This window comes from Nocardioides hankookensis (genome assembly GCF_042658885.1).
GTDB lineage: Bacteria > Actinomycetota > Actinomycetes > Propionibacteriales > Nocardioidaceae > Nocardioides > Nocardioides hankookensis.
Genome location: NZ_JBHSRJ010000002.1, coordinates 45,364 through 65,706 on the forward strand (window position 1 = coordinate 45,364; position 20,343 = coordinate 65,706).

Annotated in this window: 17 protein-coding genes; 8 read left to right on the forward strand and 9 right to left on the reverse strand. The window is 72.3% G+C overall.

Features of this window, described 5'->3' with window-relative positions; all coding sequences use genetic code 11:
* Nucleotides 1–84: 84 nt before the first annotated feature.
* Nucleotides 85–555 carry a CBS domain-containing protein gene (locus ACFPYL_RS03155; protein WP_379150249.1) on the forward strand — a complete coding sequence of 157 codons (471 nt, stop codon included), beginning with the start codon at nucleotides 85–87 and terminating at the stop codon, nucleotides 553–555.
* Here ACFPYL_RS03155 and nhaA read toward each other — a convergent pair.
* From nhaA to ACFPYL_RS03175, 4 genes are all read right to left on the reverse strand, one after another.
* Entirely contained in the window at nucleotides 542–1,876 is a 1,335-nt protein-coding gene (gene nhaA, locus ACFPYL_RS03160; protein WP_379150251.1) for a Na+/H+ antiporter NhaA, read from the reverse strand. The two genes, ACFPYL_RS03155 and nhaA, sit on opposite strands and share 14 nt — an antisense overlap.
* A 149-nt stretch (nucleotides 1,877–2,025) precedes the next feature.
* The gene (gene acs / locus ACFPYL_RS03165) at nucleotides 2,026–3,993 is read right to left on the reverse strand and encodes an acetate--CoA ligase (RefSeq protein ID WP_379150253.1); all 1,968 of its coding nucleotides are present in this window, start codon (nucleotides 3,991–3,993) and stop codon (nucleotides 2,026–2,028) included.
* A gap of 72 nt (nucleotides 3,994–4,065) precedes the next feature.
* Complete coding sequence (locus ACFPYL_RS03170) at nucleotides 4,066–5,697, reverse strand: solute symporter family protein (protein WP_379150255.1); 1,632 nt, start codon at nucleotides 5,695–5,697, stop codon at nucleotides 4,066–4,068.
* A gap of 1 nt (nucleotide 5,698) precedes the next feature.
* Complete coding sequence (locus ACFPYL_RS03175; RefSeq protein WP_379150257.1) at nucleotides 5,699–6,082, reverse strand: DUF485 domain-containing protein; 384 nt, start codon at nucleotides 6,080–6,082, stop codon at nucleotides 5,699–5,701.
* Between the two features lie 309 nt (nucleotides 6,083–6,391).
* Here ACFPYL_RS03175 and ACFPYL_RS03180 point away from each other — a divergent pair, with 309 nt between their 5' ends.
* From ACFPYL_RS03180 to ACFPYL_RS03210, 7 genes are read left to right on the forward strand one after another with little or no spacing between them, the layout of a single operon-like run.
* Nucleotides 6,392–7,876 carry an MFS transporter gene (locus ACFPYL_RS03180; RefSeq protein ID WP_379150259.1) on the forward strand — a complete coding sequence of 495 codons (1,485 nt, stop codon included), beginning with the start codon at nucleotides 6,392–6,394 and terminating at the stop codon, nucleotides 7,874–7,876.
* An 8-nt stretch (nucleotides 7,877–7,884) separates the two neighbouring features.
* The gene (locus ACFPYL_RS03185; protein WP_379150261.1) at nucleotides 7,885–10,002 is read left to right on the forward strand and encodes a molybdopterin oxidoreductase family protein; all 2,118 of its coding nucleotides are present in this window, start codon (nucleotides 7,885–7,887) and stop codon (nucleotides 10,000–10,002) included.
* Nucleotides 9,999–11,348: an FAD-dependent oxidoreductase gene (locus ACFPYL_RS03190; protein ID WP_379150263.1), complete on the forward strand. Its 1,350-nt coding sequence runs from the start codon at nucleotides 9,999–10,001 to the stop codon at nucleotides 11,346–11,348. The genes ACFPYL_RS03185 and ACFPYL_RS03190 overlap by 4 nt, the downstream gene beginning before the upstream one ends.
* A complete protein-coding gene (gene nirB, locus ACFPYL_RS03195; RefSeq protein WP_379150265.1) occupies nucleotides 11,345–13,861 on the forward strand; it encodes a nitrite reductase large subunit NirB in 2,517 nt (838 codons plus the stop codon). The genes ACFPYL_RS03190 and nirB overlap by 4 nt, the downstream gene beginning before the upstream one ends.
* Complete coding sequence (gene nirD, locus ACFPYL_RS03200) at nucleotides 13,858–14,199, forward strand: nitrite reductase small subunit NirD (RefSeq protein WP_379150267.1); 342 nt, start codon at nucleotides 13,858–13,860, stop codon at nucleotides 14,197–14,199. Before nirB ends, nirD begins: the two co-directional genes overlap by 4 nt.
* On the forward strand, nucleotides 14,196–15,311 hold the full coding sequence (locus ACFPYL_RS03205) for a uroporphyrinogen-III synthase (RefSeq protein ID WP_379150269.1): 1,116 nt from the start codon (nucleotides 14,196–14,198) through the stop codon (nucleotides 15,309–15,311). The genes nirD and ACFPYL_RS03205 overlap by 4 nt, the downstream gene beginning before the upstream one ends.
* Nucleotides 15,308–15,931: a sirohydrochlorin chelatase gene (locus ACFPYL_RS03210; RefSeq protein ID WP_379150271.1), complete on the forward strand. Its 624-nt coding sequence runs from the start codon at nucleotides 15,308–15,310 to the stop codon at nucleotides 15,929–15,931. Before ACFPYL_RS03205 ends, ACFPYL_RS03210 begins: the two co-directional genes overlap by 4 nt.
* A gap of 1 nt (nucleotide 15,932) precedes the next feature.
* On the opposite strand, the gene ACFPYL_RS03215 is transcribed toward ACFPYL_RS03210, so the two are convergent.
* Genes ACFPYL_RS03215 through ACFPYL_RS03235 form a run of 5 tightly spaced genes read right to left on the reverse strand, consistent with a single transcriptional unit; the run spans nucleotide 15,933 to nucleotide 20,338 of the window.
* Nucleotides 15,933–16,583, reverse strand: a complete 651-nt coding sequence (locus ACFPYL_RS03215) for a histidine phosphatase family protein (protein WP_379150273.1) — start codon at nucleotides 16,581–16,583, stop codon at nucleotides 15,933–15,935.
* Between the two features lie 23 nt (nucleotides 16,584–16,606).
* Nucleotides 16,607–18,112, reverse strand: a complete 1,506-nt coding sequence (locus tag ACFPYL_RS03220) for a sodium/solute symporter (RefSeq protein ID WP_379150275.1) — start codon at nucleotides 18,110–18,112, stop codon at nucleotides 16,607–16,609.
* Nucleotides 18,109–18,498 (reverse strand): hypothetical protein, encoded by a 390-nt coding sequence (locus tag ACFPYL_RS03225; protein ID WP_379150277.1) that lies wholly within the window; start codon nucleotides 18,496–18,498, stop codon nucleotides 18,109–18,111. The genes ACFPYL_RS03220 and ACFPYL_RS03225 overlap by 4 nt, the downstream gene beginning before the upstream one ends.
* Nucleotides 18,495–19,226 carry a LytR/AlgR family response regulator transcription factor gene (locus ACFPYL_RS03230; RefSeq protein ID WP_379150279.1) on the reverse strand — a complete coding sequence of 244 codons (732 nt, stop codon included), beginning with the start codon at nucleotides 19,224–19,226 and terminating at the stop codon, nucleotides 18,495–18,497. The genes ACFPYL_RS03225 and ACFPYL_RS03230 overlap by 4 nt, the downstream gene beginning before the upstream one ends.
* Complete coding sequence (locus tag ACFPYL_RS03235; protein ID WP_379150280.1) at nucleotides 19,223–20,338, reverse strand: histidine kinase; 1,116 nt, start codon at nucleotides 20,336–20,338, stop codon at nucleotides 19,223–19,225. Before ACFPYL_RS03235 ends, ACFPYL_RS03230 begins: the two co-directional genes overlap by 4 nt.
* Nucleotides 20,339–20,343 lie beyond the last annotated feature (5 nt).

The following is a 20,343-nucleotide window of genomic DNA, read 5'->3' on the forward strand; positions in this document are numbered from 1 at the left end:
GGAGGGTCGGGTCTGAGACGCCGACCAGACTTCCCGGCACACCGCGACCGACCCTATCGCCAGTGCTGGGATAGCGTCGCCCTCGTGCAGGCGCGTGAGCTCGCGGAGCCCTATCCGGTCGTCCGTCAGGACTGGGGTGCGGTCGACGCCGCTCGCCTGATCACCGGCGAGAACCGGCTCGGCCTGATCGTCGTCGACGACCGCAACCACCCGGTCGCCGTGCTGCCGGGCTCCCAGGTGCTGAGGCTGATCATCCCGGGCTACATCCGCGACGACCGGACCCTGGCCGGGGTCGTGGACGACGACTTCGTCAGCACGATGTGCGATGCGCTCGAGGGACGGACGGTCGCCGACCTGCTGCCCAAGGAGAAGTCGCGGCTCCCGGTCGTCGGTCCCGACGAGACGGTGCTGGAGATCGCCGCCCTGATGGCCGCCGAGCACAGCCCGATCGTCGCGGTGGTCGAGGGTCCGGGCTCGAAGGGAGCGCTCGTGGGCGCGATCACCCTGCCGGCGGTGCTCGGCGCGCTGCTGCCGAAGCAGATCACCGATCCCTGAGCTCGCTGCCCTCGAACAGGTCGGGTACGCCGTCGTGGTCGGAGTCGACCTCCTCCATCTCGCACAGCCGCCGGTAGACCCGGTTGCGCAGGCGCAGCACGACGGCGGCGAGGCTCGCGGCGACGACCGAGCCGAAGAGCACGGCGACCTTCACCCGCTCGCCGGTCTCCGAGTGGTCGTCGTACGCCAGCTCCCCGATCAGCAACGAGACCGTGAAGCCGATGCCGGCGAGCATCGCCATCCCGACCACGTCGGTCCAGGAGAGCTCGTCGTCGAGGTCGGCGTGCGTGAAGGTGTGCAGCAGCCACGTGCAGCCGACGATGCCGATCGGCTTGCCGAGCACGAGGCCGAAGACGATGCCGAGGGCGACCCGGTCGCTGAGTGAGTCCGTGAGTCCGGTCCAGCCGCCGATGGAGACGCCGGCGGCGAAGAAGGCGAAGACCGGTACGGCGAAGCCGGCGGAGATGGGCCGGACCAGGTGTTCAAGGTGCTCGGCCAGGCCGGGGCCCTCCTGCCCGTCGCGGCGCAGGACCGGGACGGTGAACGCGAGCAGCACGCCGGCCACGGTGGCGTGCACGCCGGACTCGTGGACCAGCATCCAGGCGGCGAAGGCCAGCGGGAGGAGCAGCCACCACGAGCTGATCCGGCGTTGCACGAGGACGCCGAAGAGCGCGATGGGCACCAGTGCGAGCGCGAGGTAGGGCAGGTGCAGCTCGTCGGTGTAGAAGACCGCGATGACCGTGATCGCGAGCAGGTCGTCGACCACCGCCAGGGTGAGCAGGAAGGTCCGCAGCCCGGACGGCAGGTGGGTGCTGATCACGGCGAGCACCGCGACCGCGAACGCGATGTCGGTCGCCGTCGGGATCGCCCAGCCGCTCAGGTCGTCGGTGCCGAGGTTCCAGAGCACGTAGATCAACGCGGGCACCGCCATGCCGCCGACCGCTGCGATCACCGGGAGGGCGGCGCGGCGCGGGTCCCGGAGGTCACCCGCGACGAACTCCCGCTTCAGCTCGAGGCCCGCGACGAAGAAGAAGATCGCCAGCAGGCCGTCCGCCGCCCAGAGCCCGAGGGGCAGGTCGAGGTGGACGGCGTCGGGGCCGACCACCGCGTCGCGGAGGTCGAAGTAGGCGTCCTTCCACGGGGTGTTCGCCCAGACCAGCGCGATGCCCGCGGCGATGATCAGGAGCAGGCCGCCGGTCGTCTCAGCGCGGAGGACCTCCGCCGTACGAGAGCTCTCGAGGAAGGACCCGCGCGCGAACAGACGCGGTCCACCACGCGGGCTCGGATCCTGAGGCGGGTGGCCGTCGGGTCGATCGGTCACGGTGCTCCTCGGCGAGGGTCGACGGCAGGACTGCCGACCAGACTTCCCGGCTCACCTGCGGCCACCCTATCGAACGTCGACCCGGCGCTAGTTTGCGCACCACGATGCAAAACTGGCGCCGGGTCGACGGCAAACTGGCGCCGGGTCGGCTACTCCTCGGTGCCGCCGGAGGACTCCTTGTCCTTGATCAGGTCCATCACCGTGGAGTCGGCGAGGGTGGTGACGTCACCGACCTCGCGGTGCTCGGCCACGTCCCGGAGCAGGCGGCGCATGATCTTGCCGGAGCGGGTCTTCGGGAGCTCGGGAACGATCATGATCTGGCGGGGCTTGGCGATCGCGCCGATCTCCTTGCGGACGTGGTTGCGCAGCTCCTCGACGATGTCCTCGCCACCGTCGCCCGCCTCCTCGCGCAGGATCACGAACGCGCAGACGGCCTGCCCGGTGTCCTCGTCCTTGGCGCCGACGACCGCGGCCTCGGCGACCTTCGGGTGCGACACGAGCGCCGACTCGATCTCGGTGGTCGAGAGCCGGTGGCCCGAGACGTTCATGACGTCGTCGACCCGGCCGAGCACCCAGAGGTCGCCGTCGGAGTCCTTCTTGGCGCCGTCGCCGGCGAAGTACCAGCCCTCCTTGGCGTACTTGGACCAGTAGGTGTCCTTGAACCGCTCGTCGTCGCCCCAGATGGTGCGCAGCATCGACGGCCACGGCTCGGTCAGCACGAGGTAGCCGCCGGAGCCGTGGGGCACCGACGTGCCCTCCTCGGTGACCACGTCGGCGCTGATGCCGGGGATCGGGATCATCGCGGAGCCGGGCTTGCCGTGGGTGACGCCGGGCAGCGGGCTGATCATGATCATGCCGGTCTCGGTCTGCCACCAGGTGTCGACGACGGGGGTCCGGTCGCCACCAATGACGTGGCGGTACCAGACGTAGGCCTCCGGGTTGATCGGCTCGCCGACCGACCCCAGGATGCGCAGCGACGACATGTCGAAGCGGTCCGGGATCTCGCGGCCCTGCTTCATGAACGAGCGGATCGCGGTCGGCGCCGTGTAGAAGATGGTGACCTTGTAGTCCTGGATGATCTGCCACCAGCGGCCGCGCTCGGGAGCGTCGGGCGTGCCCTCGTACATCACCTGCGTCGCGCCGTTCGCGAGCGGCCCGTAGACCATGTAGGAGTGCCCGGTCACCCAGCCGATGTCGGCCGAGCACCAGTAGACGTCCGTCTCAGGCTTGAGGTCGAAGACCGCCCAGTGCGTGTACGACGTGCCGACCAGGTAGCCGCCCGTCGTGTGCAGGATGCCCTTCGGCTTGCCGGTCGTGCCCGACGTGTACATGACGTAGAGCGGGTGCTCGGCGTCGAACGCCTCGGGGGTGTGCTCGGCCGACGCGTTGTCGACGGCGTCGTGCCACCACACGTCGACGGCGTCGTCCCAGTCGACGTCCTGGCCGGTACGGCGTACGACGAGCACCTTCTCGACGACGTCGGTCTTCGTGCGTGCCTCGTCGACGGCCGGCTTGAGCGCCGACGGCGCACCGCGGCGGTAGCCGCCGTCGGAGGTGATGACGACCTTGGCCTGGCAGTCGTCGAGACGAGAGGCGAGCGCGTCGGCGGAGAAGCCGCCGAAGACGACCGTGTGCGGGGCGCCGATCCGCGCGCAGGCCAGCATCGCGACGACGGCCTCGGGGATCATCGGCAGGTAGATCGCGACCCGGTCGCCGGTCTGCACGCCGAGCTCGGTGAGCGCGTTGGCGGCCTTGCTGACCTCGTCCTTGAGCTGGGCGTAGGTGATGTCGCGGGTGTCGTCGAGCGGCTCGCCCACCCAGTGGATCGCGACCTTGTCGCCGCGGCCGGCCTCGACGTGCCGGTCGACGCAGTTGTACGACGCGTTGAGCTTGCCGCCCACGAACCACTTGGCGAACGGCGCGTCGTCCCAGTCGAGGACCCGGTCCCACTTCTCGGCCCAGTCCAGGCGCTCGGCCTGCTCGGCCCAGAACGCGTCGCGGTCCGAGGCCGCCCGCTCGTACGCCTCCTCCTTGAGGTTGGCGTGCTCGGCGATCTCCGCCGGCGGCTCGAACCGGCGGTCCTCCTTGAGGAGGTTGGACAGAGTCTCGTCACTCACGGGGATCTCTCCTGAGGCAGAAGTAGTGGTACCCGCCACACTAGGACGTGGCGGGTACCGGTGGATGAGAGGTCAGTGCTGGACGGCCTTCTCGGAGCCGGCACCGCTGAGGGCGCGGACCTCGAGCTCGGTGTAGCGGTCCTCGGCGGCGGGCTCCCGTGAGGTGACCGTGCCGAGCCAGCCGAGGAAGAAGCCGAGCGGGATCGAGACGATGCCCGGGTTCTCCAGCGGGAACCAGGAGATGTCGATGCTGGTCGGCAGCAGCGACAGGTTCTTGCCGGTGACCGGGTCGACACCCTTGCCGGACATGATCGGCGAGAAGATCACCAGCCCGACCGCGGAGATCAGGCCGCCGTAGATGCTCCAGACGGCACCGCGGGTGTTGAACCGCTTCCAGAACATGTTGTAGAGGATCGCCGGCAGGTTGGCCGAGGCCGCGACCGCGAAGGCGAGCGCCACCAGGAACGCGACGTTGAGCCGCTGCGCCGGGATCGCCAGCAGGATCGCCACCAGGCCGATGGCGAGCGCCGCCCAGCGCGCGACCTTGAGCTCGTCGCCCTCCGAGGCCTCGCCCCGGCGGATCACGCCGTTGTAGATGTCGTGGGCGATGCTGACCGAGGAGGTCAGCGTCAGGCCGGCGACCACCGCGAGGATGGTCGCGAAGGCGACCGCGGAGATCAGGGCGAGCAGGATCGCGCCGCCCGTCGTACCGTCGCCGCCGCCGACCGCTTGGGCGAGCAGGGGCGAGGCGAGGTTGCCGCCGGACGCCGCGACCTTCGCGTAGTCCTCCTTGTTGAGCAGGGCCGCGGCACCGAAGCCGAGCACCAGGGTGAAGAGGTAGAAGACGCCGATCAGGCCGATCGCCCAGAGCACCGACTTCCGCGCGTCCCGTGAGGTCGGCACCGTGTAGAAGCGGATGAGGATGTGCGGCAGGCCGGCCGTGCCGAGGACGAGCGCGATGCCGAGCGAGAGGAAGTCGATCTTGCTGGTCTCGCTGACGCCGTACTTCAGGCCGGGGTCGAGGAAGCCCGGCTTGCCGCTGTTGGACGCCGCGGTGCCGAGCAGGTCGGAGAGGTTGAAGTCGAACTTCGCGAGCACCAGGACCACGATCAGCGCGGACCCTGCCATCAGCAGCACGGCCTTGACGATCTGCACCCAGGTGGTGCCCTTCATGCCGCCGACGGTGACGTAGAAGATCATCAGCGCGCCGACGGCGAAGATGGTGATGTTCTTGGCGGTGTCGCTGCTGACGCCGAGCAGCAGGGCCACCAGGGCGCCGGCGCCGACCATCTGGGCGAGCAGGTAGAAGATCGACACGACGACGGTCGAGGTCGCGGCCGCGGTGCGCACGGGGCGCTGGCGCATCCGGAACGCGAGCTGGTCGGCCATCGTGTAGCGCCCGGAGTTCCGGAGCATCTCGGCGACCAGCAGCAGGGCCACCAGCCACGCGACGAGGAAGCCGATCGAGTAGAGGAAGCCGTCGTACCCGCTCAGGGCGATGGCGCCGGAGATGCCGAGGAACGACGCCGCCGACATGTAGTCGCCGCCGATCGCGAGGCCGTTCTGGACGCCCGAGAAACCACGGCCGCCGGCGTAGAAGTCGGTCGCGCCCGAGGTCTGGCGGCTCGCCCAGAAGGTGATGCCGACGGTCACCGCGACGACGGCCAGGAAGAGGCCGGTGGTGAGGAGCTGGTCGCCATCCATGTCAGCCCCTCCCCTCGAGCTCGGCGACGTACTGCTCGTCGAGCCGTCGTGCCAGTGGGTCCAGGCGACTGGTGGAGTAGCGGCTGTAGATCCAGGCCAGCAGGAACGTCGTGACGAACTGGAGCAGCCCGAAGACGAGGGCGACGTTGATGTTGCCCCACAGCGTGTGGCTCATGAAGTCGGTCGCCCAGTTGCACATGAGGACGTAGAGCAGGTACCAGCTCAGGAACGCGACGGTCGCCGGGAAGACGAAGGCGCGGTAGGCACGCCGGAGCTCGACGAAGTCGGGCTCCTGGTGGAGCGTGTCGTAGATCGGGTCGTGCCGGGCCGCCTGGTCGTGCATGGGGTCGTGCGGCTGGTCCTGCGGCTGGGGGGTGTCGGTCACGGGCTCGTACCTTCCGCTGGCCGGGTGGTGCTCTGTCGGATGTGATGGCCGTCACCCTGCCCAGCCGTGCGGGTGCCGGGCAGGGGTGCGAGCGGGATCCGCGCCGAGTGGCGGTGTCGAAACGACGAGCGGTGTGTCTCGTACGACGAGCGGTTTGCCGCCGGGCGCCGTCCGTTGGAGGGCGGCGTGTGAGGTCGTGCGCGGCGTGAGGTCGTGAGGACAAGTTGACGGTTCCGGTACGGCGGCCCGAGGCGGGTGAAACGTCGGCGGCCGAGCGTGGGAGGACCCGACACCCCCAGGAGCTCCCTCATGACCGTCACCGACACCGGGGCCAGCGCCCCGCCCGAGACCGCGGCAGCCCCGGCCCCGCGCCCCCACTGGATCGACGACTGGCGCCCGGAGGAGCCCGAGTTCTGGGAGAACGGCGGTCGCCAGGTCGCGCGCCGCAACCTGGTCTGGTCGATCTTCGCCGAGCACCTGGGCTTCTCGGTCTGGCTGATCTGGAGCGTGAGCTCGGCGTTCCTGCTGCAGATGGGCTTCACGTTCACCCCGCAGCAGCTCTTCCTCCTGGTGGCGCTGCCCAACCTGGTGGGCTCGCTGCTGCGGCTGCCCTACACGTTCGCGGTGCCGAGGTTCGGCGGCCGCAACTGGACGATGATCAGCGCCGCGCTCCTGCTCGTCCCGACGCTCCTCTTCGCGGTCGCGGTCCAGAACCCGGACACGCCGTACTGGGCCTTCTGCCTGATCGCCGCGACCGCCGGCTTCGGTGGCGGCAACTTCGCCAGCTCGATGGCGAACATCAACTTCTTCTACCCGGCCGCCCAGAAGGGCGCCGCCCTCGGGCTGAACGCCGCCGGCGGCAACCTCGGCGTCTCGATCATCCAGCTGCTGCTGCCGGTGATGGTCGGCGGCGCCGGCATCTTCGGCCTCGTCAAGGCCAGCGAGGGTGGCATCCACCTGCAGACCGCCGGCTACGTGTACGCCGGCCTCGCGGTGCTGGCGTTCATCGCGGCGTACCTCTGGATGGACAACCTCACGGGCGCCACGTCGAAGCCCCGCGAGCAGCTGCAGGTGGTGCGCAAGCCGCACACCTGGATCATGGCCTTCCTCTACATCGGCACGTTCGGCTCGTTCATCGGCTACTCGGCCGCGATGCCGCTGCTGATCAAGCTGAACTTCTGGGTGCCCGAGCCCGCTCCGCTCGGCACCGGCATCTACTTCGCCTACTACGCCTTCCTCGGGGCCGGCGTCGGCTCGGTGATGCGCCCGCTCGGCGGCTGGCTCGCCGACAAGTACGGCGGCGCGAAGATCACCCTGATCGCGTTCGGCGGCCTGGTGGTGTTCACGCTCGCCGTCCTGGTGACGCTGATGCAGCTCGAGCCGAACCCGGCCGCCGACCCGGCGATCGCCAGCGACAACCAGTCGCTCTTCCCGTGGTTCCTCGGCTTCTTCCTGCTGATCTTCGCGTGCACCGGGGTCGGCAACGGCTCGGCGTACAAGATGATCCCGGCGATCTGGCGGCGCGACGCAGAGGCAGCGACCGAGGCCGGCACCCCTGCGCGGACCGCGGCGATCATGGCGGCGACCAAGCAGGCCAGCGCCGCGCTCGGCGTGATCGGCGCTGCGGGCGCCCTCGGCGGCTTCCTGATCCCGATCGCGTTCAGCTCGCCGTGGGTGGACGACCCGCTCTCGGCGACGAAGGGCGCGTTCGTGGTCTTCACCGCCTACTACGTCGTCTGCGCCCTGGTGACCTACGCGGTCTACCTGCGGCGGTCAGCCGTCGTCGGGGTCTGAGGCCGACCTTGACGAAGACCCACTGCCCCTACTGCTCGCTCCAGTGCGGCATGTCGCTGGAGCGGGCGGGCCGCGAGCTGGAGGTCCAGCCCTGGGCGGAGTTCCCCGTCAACGAGGGAGCGCTGTGCCGCAAGGGCTGGACCGCCACCGGGCTGCGCGGTCACCGCGAGCGGCTGACCACGCCGCTCGTGCGGGACCGCGCCACCGGTGAGCTGCGTGCGGCCGGCTGGGAGGAGGCGCTCGACCTCGTCGCCGGTCGGCTCCGTGACCTGCGCTCGTCGTACGGCGCGGACGCGGTGGCGGTGTTCGGGGGCGGTGGGCTCACCAACGAGAAGGCCTACCAGCTCGGCAAGCTGGCGCGGGTCGCCCTGGGCACCAGCCAGGTCGACTACAACGGTCGCTGGTGCATGTCGTCGGCGGCCTCGGCGTCCAACCGGGCGTTCGGCATCGACCGCGGCCTGCCCTTCCCGCTGGCCGACATCGAGCACACCGACGTGCTGGTCCTGGTCGGCAGCAACCTCGTCGAGACGATGCCGCCGGCCGCGCGGCACCTCGACCGGCTCCGCGAGAACGGCGGCCACGTGGTGGTGATCGACCCGCGGCGCACGCCGACCGCCGACCGGGCCGACACGTTCCTCCAGCCGGTGCCCGGCACCGACCTCCCGATCGCCCTCGGCCTGCTGCACCTCTTGGACGCGGCCGGCGCCGTCGACGAGGAGTACGTCGCTGCCCGGACGACCGGCTGGGAGGACGTACGCCGGGCCGCCGCGTCGTGGTGGCCCGAGCGGGTCGAGCGCGTCACGGGTGTCGACGCCGCGCAATTGCGCGACATGGGCACGCTGCTGGCAGGGGCGGCGAAGGTCACGGTCCTCACCGCCCGCGGCGCCGAGCAGCACGCGCAGGGCACCGACACCGTGCTCGCCTGGATCGACGTGGCGCTCGCGCTGGGCATGCCCGGTCGGCCGAACGCCGGTTACGGCTGCCTGACGGGGCAGGGCAACGGCCAGGGCGGTCGCGAGCACGGGCAGAAGGCCGACCAGCTGCCGGGCTACCGGATGATCGACGACCCGGTCGCTCGCGAGCACGTCGCGCGGGTGTGGGGCGTGCCGGTCGAGTCCGTGCCCGGCAAGGGGCGCTCGGCGTACGAGCTCCTCGACGCGCTGGGCACCGACGGCGGCCCGAAGGCGCTGCTGGTCTTCGGCAGCAACATCGTGGTCTCGGCGCCGAACGCCACCCACGTCCGGTCACGACTCGACGACCTCGACCTGCTCGTCGTCTCCGACATCGTGCTGAGCGAGACAGCGGCGATCGCCGACGTCGTCCTGCCGGTCACGCAGTGGGCCGAGGAGACCGGCACGATGACCAACCTCGAGGGCCGGGTGATCCTGCGCCAGCAGGCGGTCGCGCCGCCCGAGGGGGTGCGGTCGGACCTCGACGTGATGGCCGGGCTCGCGGCACGGCTGGGCCACGACTTCGCGACCGACCCCGAGGAGGTCTTCGCCGAGCTGGGCCGGGCGTCGGCCGGGGGACGGGCCGACTACTCCGAGATCACCTACGACCGGATCCGCGAGGAGCACGGCGTCTTCTGGGCCGGCCCGCGTCTCTTCGCCGAGGCGTTCGCGCACGACGACGGACGGGCCCGGTTCGTCGCGGTCGAGCACCGCGGCCCCGCCGAGCCCGTCGACGCGGCGTACCCGCTCCACCTGACGACGGGCCGAGTGCTCGCGCAGTACCAGTCCGGCGCCCAGACTCGCCGCGTCCGTGAGCTGCCCGACGACGGGCCGTTCGTGGAGCTGCACCCGATGCTCGCCCAGCGGATCGGGGCGTACGACGGCGAGCCGGTCGTGATCACCACCCGACGCGGCGAGCTGAAGGCACCGGCGCGGGTCGTCGACACCATCCGCCCCGACACCGTGTTCGTGCCCTTCCACTGGGTCGGCGCCAACCGGCTCACCAACGACGCCCTGGACCCGTCGAGCCGGATGCCCGAGTTCAAGGTCTGCGCCTGCGCGGTGACCATGGTGGTTTCGAGGCTCGGCGCTGGCGCGCCTCGCACCTCAACCACCGATGCGCCGGTTGAGGTGCGAGCGAAGCGAGCCTCGAAACCAGCGCAGGCTCGCGCATGACGACGGTGATCGTCGGCGCAGGGATGGCGGCCAGCCGCCTCGCCCAGGAGCTCCCGGACGTGACGGTGCTGGGCGACGAGGCGCACCCCCCGTACAACCGGATCCTGCTGTCCGCCGTCCTCGAGGGCACCCACAGCCCGGACGCGCTGGCGCTGGGCGTGCCCGACGGCGTCGACCTGCGGCTCGGCACCCGGGTCGTCGAGATCCACCGCGAGGAGCGCGAGGTCGAGCTGGCCGACCGCAGCAGGGTCGGCTACGACCGGCTGGTCCTGGCCACCGGCAGCATCCCGACGCTGCCGCCGATCCGCGGGCTGGTGCGGATGGACGGCCGGCTGCACGAGAAGGTGCACGCCTTCCGCACCCTCGACGACTGCCGGCGGCTCGAGCGCGAGGTCCGGCACGCGCGCAACGCGGTCGTCGTCGGTGGCGGTCTGCTCGGCCTCCAGGTCGCCCGCGCCCTCAGCGTCCGCGGGCTCGCGACCGAGGTCGTGGAGGGCGGCGAGCACCTGCTCCGCAGCCAGGTCGACGCCAAGGCCGGCGCGATCCTGGCGCGCGACCTGAAACGGCTCGGCACCACCGTCTACACCGGGGCTCGCGCGGTCCGCCTCGACGACCGGGGCCTCACCCTCGACAACGGCTACCTGCTCGAGACCGACCTGGTGGTCCTGACGGCCGGTGGTCGGCCGTCGACGGCGCTCGCCCGCCGCGCGGGCCTCGACGTACGCCGCGGCATCGTGGTCGACCACCACCTCCGCACCAGCGACGAGCGCATCCACGCGATCGGCGACTGCGCCCAGCACGGCGGCCAGGTCACCGGCTTCGTGCCGCCCGCCTGGGAGCAGGCGGGCCTGCTGGCGCGGCACCTCGCCGGCGAGGACGTCTCGTACGACGGCGCTCGCACCGTCGCGCGCCTGCGCGCGACCGACCTCGACGTCGCCGTCCTCGGCGACCCGGAGCGGGCCGACGGCCAGGTCGTCGAGGTGACCAACCCGGTCATCGGCAGCCACCGCAAGCTCGTCGTCCGCGACGGCGTGATCGTCGCCGCGACCCTGGTCGGCGACCTCTCCCGGATCGGCCAGATCACCCAGCACTACGACCGCGGCACCGTGCTCGGCCCGCGCGAGCCGGGGGACCTGCTCATGGCCGACCGCGTCGCCACCCCGGTCGAGCTCTCCGACGACGCGGAGGTCTGCGCCTGCGCGGGCGTCAGCGCCGGGCGGGTCCGGGCCTGCGCCTCGCTCGACGACGTCCGCACCACCACGCGCGCCACCACCGGCTGCGGCGGCTGCGCGCCCGCCGTACGACAGCTCCTCGCCACCCGCACCCTGGAGGGAACGAACAGATGAGCCCGCACCACCGCAAGACCCTCGTCGTCGCCGGCCACGGCATGGTCGGCCACCGCTTCGTGCAGGCCGCGATCGAGCGCGGCCTCACCGAGACCTACGACCTCGTCGTCGTCGGCGACGAGCCGCGCGCGGCGTACGACCGCGTGGCCCTCACCTCCTTCTTCGAGGTCGGCGCCGACGAGCTCTCGTTCCTGCCGGCGGGGGTGTACGACGATCCGCGGGTGCGGCTGCTGACCGGCACCGAGGTCGAGGGCTTCGACCCCGAGACGCGGTGCGTGCTGCTCTCCGGCGGCGAGGTCGTCCAGTACGACGAGCTGGTGCTGGCCACCGGCGCCGCGCCGTTCGTGCCGCCGATCCCCGGCCACGACCTCGACGGCTGCTTCGTCTACCGGACCATCGAGGACCTGGAGGCGATCCGCTCCGCCGCCGCCACCGCGAAGGTCGGTGCGGTGATCGGTGGTGGCCTGCTCGGGCTCGAGGCCGCGAACGCGCTCGCCCAGCTCGGGCTCGAGACCCACGTGGTCGAGATGGCGCCGCGGCTGATGGCGGTGCAGGTCGACGACGCGGGCGGCGCCGTGCTGACCCGCCACATCGAGGAGCTCGGCCTCACCGTGCACACCGGCTCGGCGACCGAGCGGGTCCTGGGCGAGGACCGGGTCACCGGGCTCGCCCTCAAGGACGCCGACCCGGTCGCGGCCGAGATCGTCGTGTTCTCCGCCGGCATCCGGCCGCGCGACCGGCTCGCCCGCGATGCCGGCCTCGACCTCGCCGAGCGCGGTGGCGTCCTCGTCGACGAGCGGTGCCGCACCTCCGACGAGCACGTCTGGGCCATCGGCGAGTGCGCTGCGCCGGGCGGGCGGATGTACGGCCTGGTCGCACCCGGCTACGCGATGGCCGAGGTCGTCGTCGACGCCCTGCTCGGCGGACCCGGCTCCTTCGCCGGCGCCGACATGTCCACCAAGCTCAAGCTGATGGGCGTCGACGTGGCGTTCTTCGGCGACGCCTTCGCCGCGACCGAGGGCGCCCTCGAGCTGGTCTTCTCCGACGCCGTCGCCGGCGTCTACAAGAAGCTCGTCGTCAGCGAGGACGGCACGCAGCTGCTCGGCGGCATCCTGGTCGGCGACGCCTCGGCGTACGGCGTGCTCCGGCCGATGGTCGCCTCCGGCATCGTGCTGCCCGACAACCCGGAGGAGCTGATCCTCCCGGCCTCCCGCGGCGGTGGCGGCGTCGAGCTGCCCGACGAGGCGCAGGTCTGCTCCTGCAACGACGTGACCAAGGGCGACATCATCGCGGCCGCCGCGGCCGACGAGACCACGCGTGCCGGCAGCACCTGCGGCTCCTGCAAGGCGCAGACGAAGAAGATCATCGAGGACTGGTTCGAGTCGCAGGGCAAGGTCGTCGACCGGAGCATCTGCGAGCACTTCGCGCTGACCCGTCAGGAGCTCTTCGAGGTCATCGCCGTCCACGGCCACACGCGCTTCGACGACATCGTCGAGGCCCACGGCACCGGCCGCGGCTGCGACATCTGCAAGCCGGCGATCGCGTCGATCCTCGCGAGCCAGCTGGGCGGCCACGTGCTCGAGGGCGACCGTCGTACCCTCCAGGACACCAACGACGCCTACCTCGCCAACATCCAGCGCAACGGCACCTACTCGGTCGTGCCGCGCATCGCGGGCGGCGAGATCACGCCCGACAAGCTGATCGTGATCGGCGAGGTGGCGCGCGACTTCGACCTCTACACGAAGATCACCGGCGGCCAGCGCATCGACCTCCTGGGTGCGCGGATGGAGCAGCTGCCGGCGATCTGGCGCCGGCTCGTCGACGCGGGCTTCGAGTCCGGGCACGCCTACGGCAAGTCGCTGCGCACGGTGAAGTCCTGCGTCGGCTCGACCTGGTGCCGGTACGGCGTGCAGGACTCCACCCAGCTCGCGATCGACCTCGAGCTGCGCTACCGCGGCCTGCGCTCGCCGCACAAGCTCAAGGGCGGGGTCAGCGGCTGCGCCCGCGAGTGCGCGGAGGCGCGGTCGAAGGACTTCGGCGTCATCGCCACGGAGAAGGGGTGGAACCTCTACGTCGCCGGCAACGGCGGCGCCAACCCGGCCCACGCGCAGCTGCTCGCCGGCGACCTCGACCGCGAGACGCTGGTCCGCTACCTGGACCGCTTCCTCATGTACTACATCCGCACCGCCGACCGCCTGCAGCGCACGGCGCCCTGGGTGGACAGCCTCGACGGCGGGCTCGACCGGGTGCGCGCCGTGGTCGTCGACGACGCGCTGGGGCTGGGCTCCGAGCTGGAGGTGGCGATGGCGCGCCACGTCGACACCTACGTCGACGAGTGGTCGGCGACGCTCGAAGACCCGGACAAGCTGGCCCGCTTCGTGTCCTTCGTGAACGCACCCGACACCCCCGACCCGCACATCTCGTTCACCACCGAGCGCGGGCAGGTGCAGCCGGCCGACTCGGACGGTCCGGTCTCGCTCGGGGCGACGATCCCGGTCGGTGCTCCCCAGTGATCGGGGGAGTCCCCGTCTGCCGTCTCGACCAGATCGAGGTGGAGGGCGGCGTGGCCGCGCTGGTCGACGGCGCTGCGGTCGCAATCTTCCGGACACACGACGGAAACGTCTACGCGATCTCCAACTACGACCCTTGTTCCCAGGCATCGGTGCTGGCTCGGGGCATCGTCGGAACGCGCGGCGACGTCTCGTTCGTGGCCTCGCCGATGCACAAGCAGGCCTTCGACCTGCGCACCGGTCAGTGCCTCGACGACGCGGCGATCCGGGTCCCGACGTACGACGTCCGGGTCGACGACGGCATGGTCCTGGTCGGCCGGCCGCACGAGGAGAGTCCGTGACCGACAGTCCGCTGGGAGGCTTCCGCATCGGCGTGACCGCCGCGCGGAAGGTCGACGAGCAGGTCGGGCTGCTCGAGCGTCGCGGCGCGACCGTGGAGTGGGCGCCGGCGCTGTCGCTGGACCCCAACCACGTCGATGACGAGGAGCTGCGAGCCGCGACCGACGAGGTGCTGAGCCGGCCGGTCGACATGTTCCTGGCCACGACCGGGATCGGGATGAAGGCGTGGTTCGAGGCCGCGGAGCGGTGGGGCGTGCTGCCCGACCTGCTGGCCGCGCTCGAGGGCGCCGAGATCCTGGCCCGGGGCCCGAAGAGCGTCGGTGCGCTGCGCCGCCAGGGCCTGCGCGAGCTGTGGGCGCCCGAGTCGGAGTGCTTCGAGGACGTGCTCGAGCACCTGCGCGGACGGCCGCTCGCCGGTCGCCGGATCGTCGTGCAGGAGCACGGGCAGTCGCTCTCGATGGTCGCGCACGCCCTGCGCCGCCAGGGCGCCGAGGTCACGACGGTGACGGTCTACCGCGTGGCGGCCGCCGACGACCCGGGACCGATGTTCGCGATGATCGACCTGATCGCCGAGCGCAAGCTCGATGCGGTCACCTTCACCTCGGCCCCGGCCGTCGCGGCGCTGATGGAGGCCGCGGGCTCGACCGGTCGGCGCGACGACCTGATCTCCGCCTTCCAGGCCGACGTCGTCGCCTCGTGCGTCGGGCCGGTCACCGCGGCCGCCTTCGAGATGTGGGGCGTGCCCACGATCTACCCCGACCGCTCCCGGCTCGCGGCGATGGTCAAGCAGCTCGAGACCGAGCTGCCCTCGCGCCGCTCGGGCCTGTCGATCGAGCTGCTCGGCGGCCACCAGCTCCTGCTCCACGGCGAGGACGTGCTGCTCGACGGCGCCGACGTGAAGCTGACGCCCGCGCCGGCGGCCGTGCTCCAGGCGCTGGTCGCCAACCCCGGCAACGTCGTCTCCCGCCAGGCCCTGCTCGCGATGCTGCCCTCGGGCACGGCCGGCTCCGAGCACGCCGTCGAGATGGCGGTCGCCCGGCTGCGCGCCGCCCTCGGCACCCGCACCGTCCAGACCGTCGTCAAGCGCGGCTACCGGCTGGCGGTGGCGTCGTGAGGCTGGTGACCGTCGCGCACGGCACCCGCTCGCCCGAGGGCAACGCCGTGGCCCGCGACATCACGGGGGCCGCCGGCACCCGGCTCGGCATGCCGTGGATCGCGTCGTACGTCGAGCTCTGCACGCCGCTCTTCTCGTCGCTGTCCGACCAGCCGTCGGTGCTCGTCCCGCTGCTGCTGTCGACCGGCCACCACGTGCGCCACGACCTGCGGGGCGCCCGTGCGCTCGGTCCCGACCCGCTGCTGGCGGTCGCGCAGGCCGCGCGGCTGGAGGCGGCCGGCGCGCGTCCGGGACAGCCGGTCGTGATGGTGGCCGCCGGCTCGCGGGATCCGCTCGCCACCCGCGACCAGGTGCTGGCCGCGGCGTACCTCTCCGAGCACTGGGGTGGCCCGGTGCGGCTCGCCACCCTGTCGGGGGTCGGTCGCAGACCGGTCGAGGTGGTGACGCCGGACGACGCCGTGTCGCCCTACCTGCTGGCCCCGGGGCACTTCGCGTCGCGCGCCCGCTCCGAGTCGAGCGCCGCGGCCGTCGTCGCCGACGTGATCGGCGCGCACGCCGCGGTCGTCGACCTGGTCGTGTCGCGGACGGTCGAGGCGCTGGCGGACCTGCGCTCGGCCTGAGTCAGACCGGGTCGGGGTCGCCCGTCGGGTCGAGCGCCTGCTCGTCGACGAGGTGGGCGCCGCCGAGGGGGTCGCGCGACCACCGGGTGACCGTCCAGCCGGACGACGGGTCGCCGTCGAGCACCACGGCTCCGGTGTTGAGCAGCCGCTCCTCGCGGGGTCCGCCGTGCCGGGCGGCGAAGGTGCGGATCGCTGCGCCGTGGCTGACCGCGACCACGGTCTCCGCGTCGGTGTGGCGGGCCGCGATGGCGCCGACGGCTGCGTCGTACCGGCCGAAGAAGGAGTGCCCGTCGGGCCCGCCTGGCATGGGTACGGCGAGGTCGCCGGCGATCCAGGCGGTGACGGTGGAGGCGTACGACGCGATCGACAGCTGGTCGGTCGCCATCTCCAGCTCGCCGGCGCCGATCTCCTCCAGCCCCTCCGTGACGACGACGTCGAGGCCGCGGGCGGTCGCGAGCGGCGCCGCGGTCAGCTGGGTGCGGATCAGCGGCGAGGCGTAGACCGCGCTGATCGGCTCGGTCGTCAGGACCGCCGGGATCGCGGCGGCCTGGCGGTGGCCGAGCCGGGTCAGCGGTGCGCCGGGGATCGCGGTGTCGAGCGCGCCCGCCACGTTGGAGGGGGTCTCGCCGTGGCGGATCAGGATGAGGCGCACGCGGCCAGCCTACGGACGCCCGGTCACCCTCGGTCCAGCTCCACCGTCTCCGGGGTGTGCAGCCGCACCAGGAACCGGTCGGCGTGGTCGGGGACCCGCGTCCGGGTGGCCAGCGAGACGGTCACCATGGTGAGGAGGGCGAGCGGCACGGTCCACGCCGCGGGCTGACCCATCAGCGCGTCGACCCAGCCGGACGGCGACGGCGTGCGGACCGTCCAGGCGATCGCGACGGCGGAGCTGAGGCCGCCGACGACCAGGCCGGCGACCGCGCCGTACGACGTGAGGCGGCGCCACCAGATGCCGAGCAGCAGCAGCGGGCAGAAGGTGGCCGCCGCCATGGCGAAGGCGAGCCCGACGGCGCGGGCGACGCCGAGGTTGGGGACCAGCAGCGCCACGACGCACGGCACGGTCACCGCCACCACCGCCGCGACACGGAACGCGGTGACCCCGCCGAGTCGGCGGCCTCCCCACGCACGGCCGGTGACGTCCTGGCTGAGCACGCCGGCGACCGCGATCGAGAGCCCCGACGAGGTCGAGAGGAAGGCCGCGAACGCACCGGCGGTCACCATCCCGGTCAGCACCTCGCCGAGCAGCCCGTCGACCATGATCCGCGGCAGCTCCAGCACCAGGGCGTCCGACCGCCCGGCGACGGCCAGCTCGGGTGCGTAGATCCGCCCGAGGGCGCCGTAGACCGGCGGCAGCAGGTAGAAGAGTCCGAGCAGCACCAGCACCACGAGGGTCGTACGCCGCGCCGCCCGGCCGTCGGGGTTGGTGTAGAAGCGCACCACCACGTGCGGCAGCCCCATGGTGCCGAGGAACGTGGCGATGATCAGCGAGTAGGTGACGTACAGGCCGGGCGCGCCGCCCGACGCCAGCGGCACCGACCAGTCGCCGTCGCCGGACGGCCGGGGTGAGGAGTCGCCGGCCCAGACGACGAGCAGGACCGCGGCGGGGACGAGCAGGGCGGTGAGCTTGAGCCAGTACTGGAACGCCTGCACGAAGGTGATGCTGCGCATCCCGCCGGACGTCACGTTGGCGAGCACCACGACGCCGACGATCACCGGACCCACCCAGGTCGGGGCGCCGACCGCCGAGCGCAGCGTCAGCCCCGCGCCCTGGAACTGCGGCAGCAGGTAGAGCCAGCCGATCGCGACGACCAGCACCGAGCAGGCCGACCGGACGCCGCGCGAGCCGAGCCGGGCCTCGGCGAAGTCGGGCAGCGTGTAGGCGCCCGAGCGGCGCAGCGGGGCGGCCACCAGGACCAGCAGCACGAGGTAGCCGGCCGTCCAGCCGACCGGGTACCAGAGCATGTCCGCGCCGTTGAGCAGGACCAGCCCGGCGACGCCGAGGAAGGACGCGGCCGAGAGGTACTCGCCGCCGATGGCGCTCGCGTTGAGCCGCGGGTGCACGGTGCGCGAGGCCACGAAGAAGTCGCTCGTCGTCCGCGAGAACCTCAGCCCCCACGTGCCGATCACCAGCGTCGCGACGGTGACCAGGGTGATCGCGATGACGCCGGGAGCCGCGTTCACCGCTCGGCCTCCGAGACGATCTCGGCGAAGTCGCGCTCGTTGCGCTCGGCCCGCCGTACATACCCCCAGCCGAGCGCGACCAGCGCCGGGTAGACCACGACGCCGAGCAGCAGCCAGCCGAGAGGTACGCCGAGCAGGCGTACGTCGGAGAGCTCGGGCGCGAGGTAGAAGGCGAGCGGCAGCAGGCCGATCGTCAGCGCCATCACGGTCAGCACGCCGAGCGCCAGCCGGAGCTGCTCGCGCAGCAGCGAGCGCATGTAGACGCCGCCGAGCCGGGTGCCGGCGTCGATGTCGGAGGTGCGCGCGGCAGCCTGGCGCCGGCTCGGCGGACCGGTGACCCGCACCCGCGTCGGGGGCCCGCCGGAGTGCTGGTCCGGCTCGCTCACGGCCCGGCGGTCCGCGAGGCCAGCAGCATCTCGCGCAGCTCGCGGGTGTGCCGCCGGCTGACGACGAGCTCGACTCCCGCGCCGACGACGACGGTGCAGCGGCCGCCGTCCATCCGGACCTCGGTGACGTGGTCGAGGGAGACCAGCAGCGATCGGTGGATCCGCACGAACCCGGCGCTCGCCCAGTCCTCCTCGAGCGTGGTCAACGGGCTGCGCACCAGGTGCGACTCGGTGGCGGTGTGCAGCCGCGCGTAGTCGCCCTGCGCCTCGACGTGCGTGATGTCGCAGCGGTTGAGGAAGCGCGTGACCCCGCCGCGCTCGACCGCCACCTGAGCATCGTCCCGGGCGCCGCCCGACTCGGCCTTGCCCTCGACGGTGCTGACGACCCGGCGTACCGCCTCGGTCAGCCGGTCGGCGCGCACCGGCTTGAGCACGTAGTCGACCGCGTGCAGGTCGAAGGCCTCGACGGCGTGCTGCTCGTGGGCGGTGACGAAGACGACCGGGGGCGGGGTGCGGAAGCGGCTCAGCACCTGCGCCAGCTCCAGCCCGGTGAGGCCCGGCATCTGGATGTCGAGGAAGACGGCGTCGACCGCGCTCTCCCGGAGGATGCGCAGGGCGTCGGTCGCCGACGAGCTGGTGACGACGTCGGTGACGCGTGGCTCGGCCGCGAGCAGGAAGGCGAGCTCGTCGAGCGCTGGCTGTTCGTCGTCGACGACGAGGACCCTCATACGTGGACTCCCGGGGCGAACTTGGGGACGCGGACCGTCACTCTCGTACCCGCTCCCGGTGCAGTCTCCACCACCAGGCCGTAGTCGTCACCGAACGTCGTGCGCAGCCGGCCGTCGACGTTGCCGAGACCGACCGAGTCGAGGGCCGCGTCGCCGGCGAGCGCCCGGCGTACGACGTCGGGGTCCTCGCCGACGCCGTCGTCCTCGACCTCGATCACGCACTCCTGGTCCTGGTCGCGCGCGACGATGCTGATCGAGCCGCCGCCCTCGGCCGACTCGAGGCCGTGGCGTACGGCGTTCTCGACCAGCGGCTGGATGCACAGGAACGGCACGGCGACGGGCAGCACCTCGGGGGCGATCCGCAGCGTCACCCGGAGCCGGTCGCCGAAACGGGCCTGCTCCAGCAGCAGGTAGCGCTCGACGGAGCGGAGCTCCTCGGCGAGCGTCGTGTACTCGCCGTGGCGGCGGAAGGAGTAGCGGGTGAAGTCGGCGAACTCCAGCAGCAGCTCGCGGGCCCGGTCGGGGTCGGTGCGCACGAAGCTGGCGATCGCGCCGAGCGAGTTGTAGATGAAGTGCGGGCTGATCTGGGCGCGCATCGCCCGCACCTCGGCCTCCATCAGCCGGGTGCGCGAGGCGTCGAGCTCGGCGAGCTCGAGCTGGGCGCCGACCCAGAGCGCGACCTCGTCGGCGGCGCGGGCCAGGCCGGCGGTGGGCTCGGCGGCGAACACCTGGAGGGTGCCGACGACCCGCTCGTCGGTGACCAGCGGGCTCACCACGGCCGAGCGGATCTCGCAGCCCGCGACGTCGCACGGCAGGTCGCCGCGGTCGAAGACGCGGGTGCGGCCGACCTCGATCGTCACCGCGGCCAGGCGCGCGCACTGCTCCTCGTGGTGCTGCCCGTGCCCGTGCCACGCGAGCGGTCCGGCGGTGTCGGTCAGCGCCAGCGCCGGGCTGCCGAGCAGGTCGTGCAGGTGCCGGATGCTGCGCTCGGCGCTCTCACCGGTCAGCCCCGCGCGCAGCGGCGGAGCCGCCAGGGAGGCGTTGTGCAGGGTGCGGAACGTGGCGCGGTCGGCCTCGGTGCCCAGGTGCCGGCGGCGCCATGGTCGGGGCATCGTCG

Excerpts from the sequence above, each read along its gene's own strand:
- ACFPYL_RS03180 (WP_379150259.1), top strand. The coding sequence starts at position 6,392 with ATGACCGTCACCGACACCGGGGCCAGCGCCCCGCCCGAGACCGCGGCA.
- nirB (WP_379150265.1), top strand. The coding sequence starts at position 11,345 with ATGAGCCCGCACCACCGCAAGACCCTCGTCGTCGCCGGCCACGGCATG.
- ACFPYL_RS03190 (WP_379150263.1), top strand. The coding sequence starts at position 9,999 with ATGACGACGGTGATCGTCGGCGCAGGGATGGCGGCCAGCCGCCTCGCC.
- ACFPYL_RS03170 (WP_379150255.1), bottom strand. The coding sequence starts at position 5,697 with ATGGATGGCGACCAGCTCCTCACCACCGGCCTCTTCCTGGCCGTCGTC.
- ACFPYL_RS03230 (WP_379150279.1), bottom strand. The coding sequence starts at position 19,226 with ATGAGGGTCCTCGTCGTCGACGACGAACAGCCAGCGCTCGACGAGCTC.
- ACFPYL_RS03235 (WP_379150280.1), bottom strand. The coding sequence starts at position 20,338 with ATGCCCCGACCATGGCGCCGCCGGCACCTGGGCACCGAGGCCGACCGC.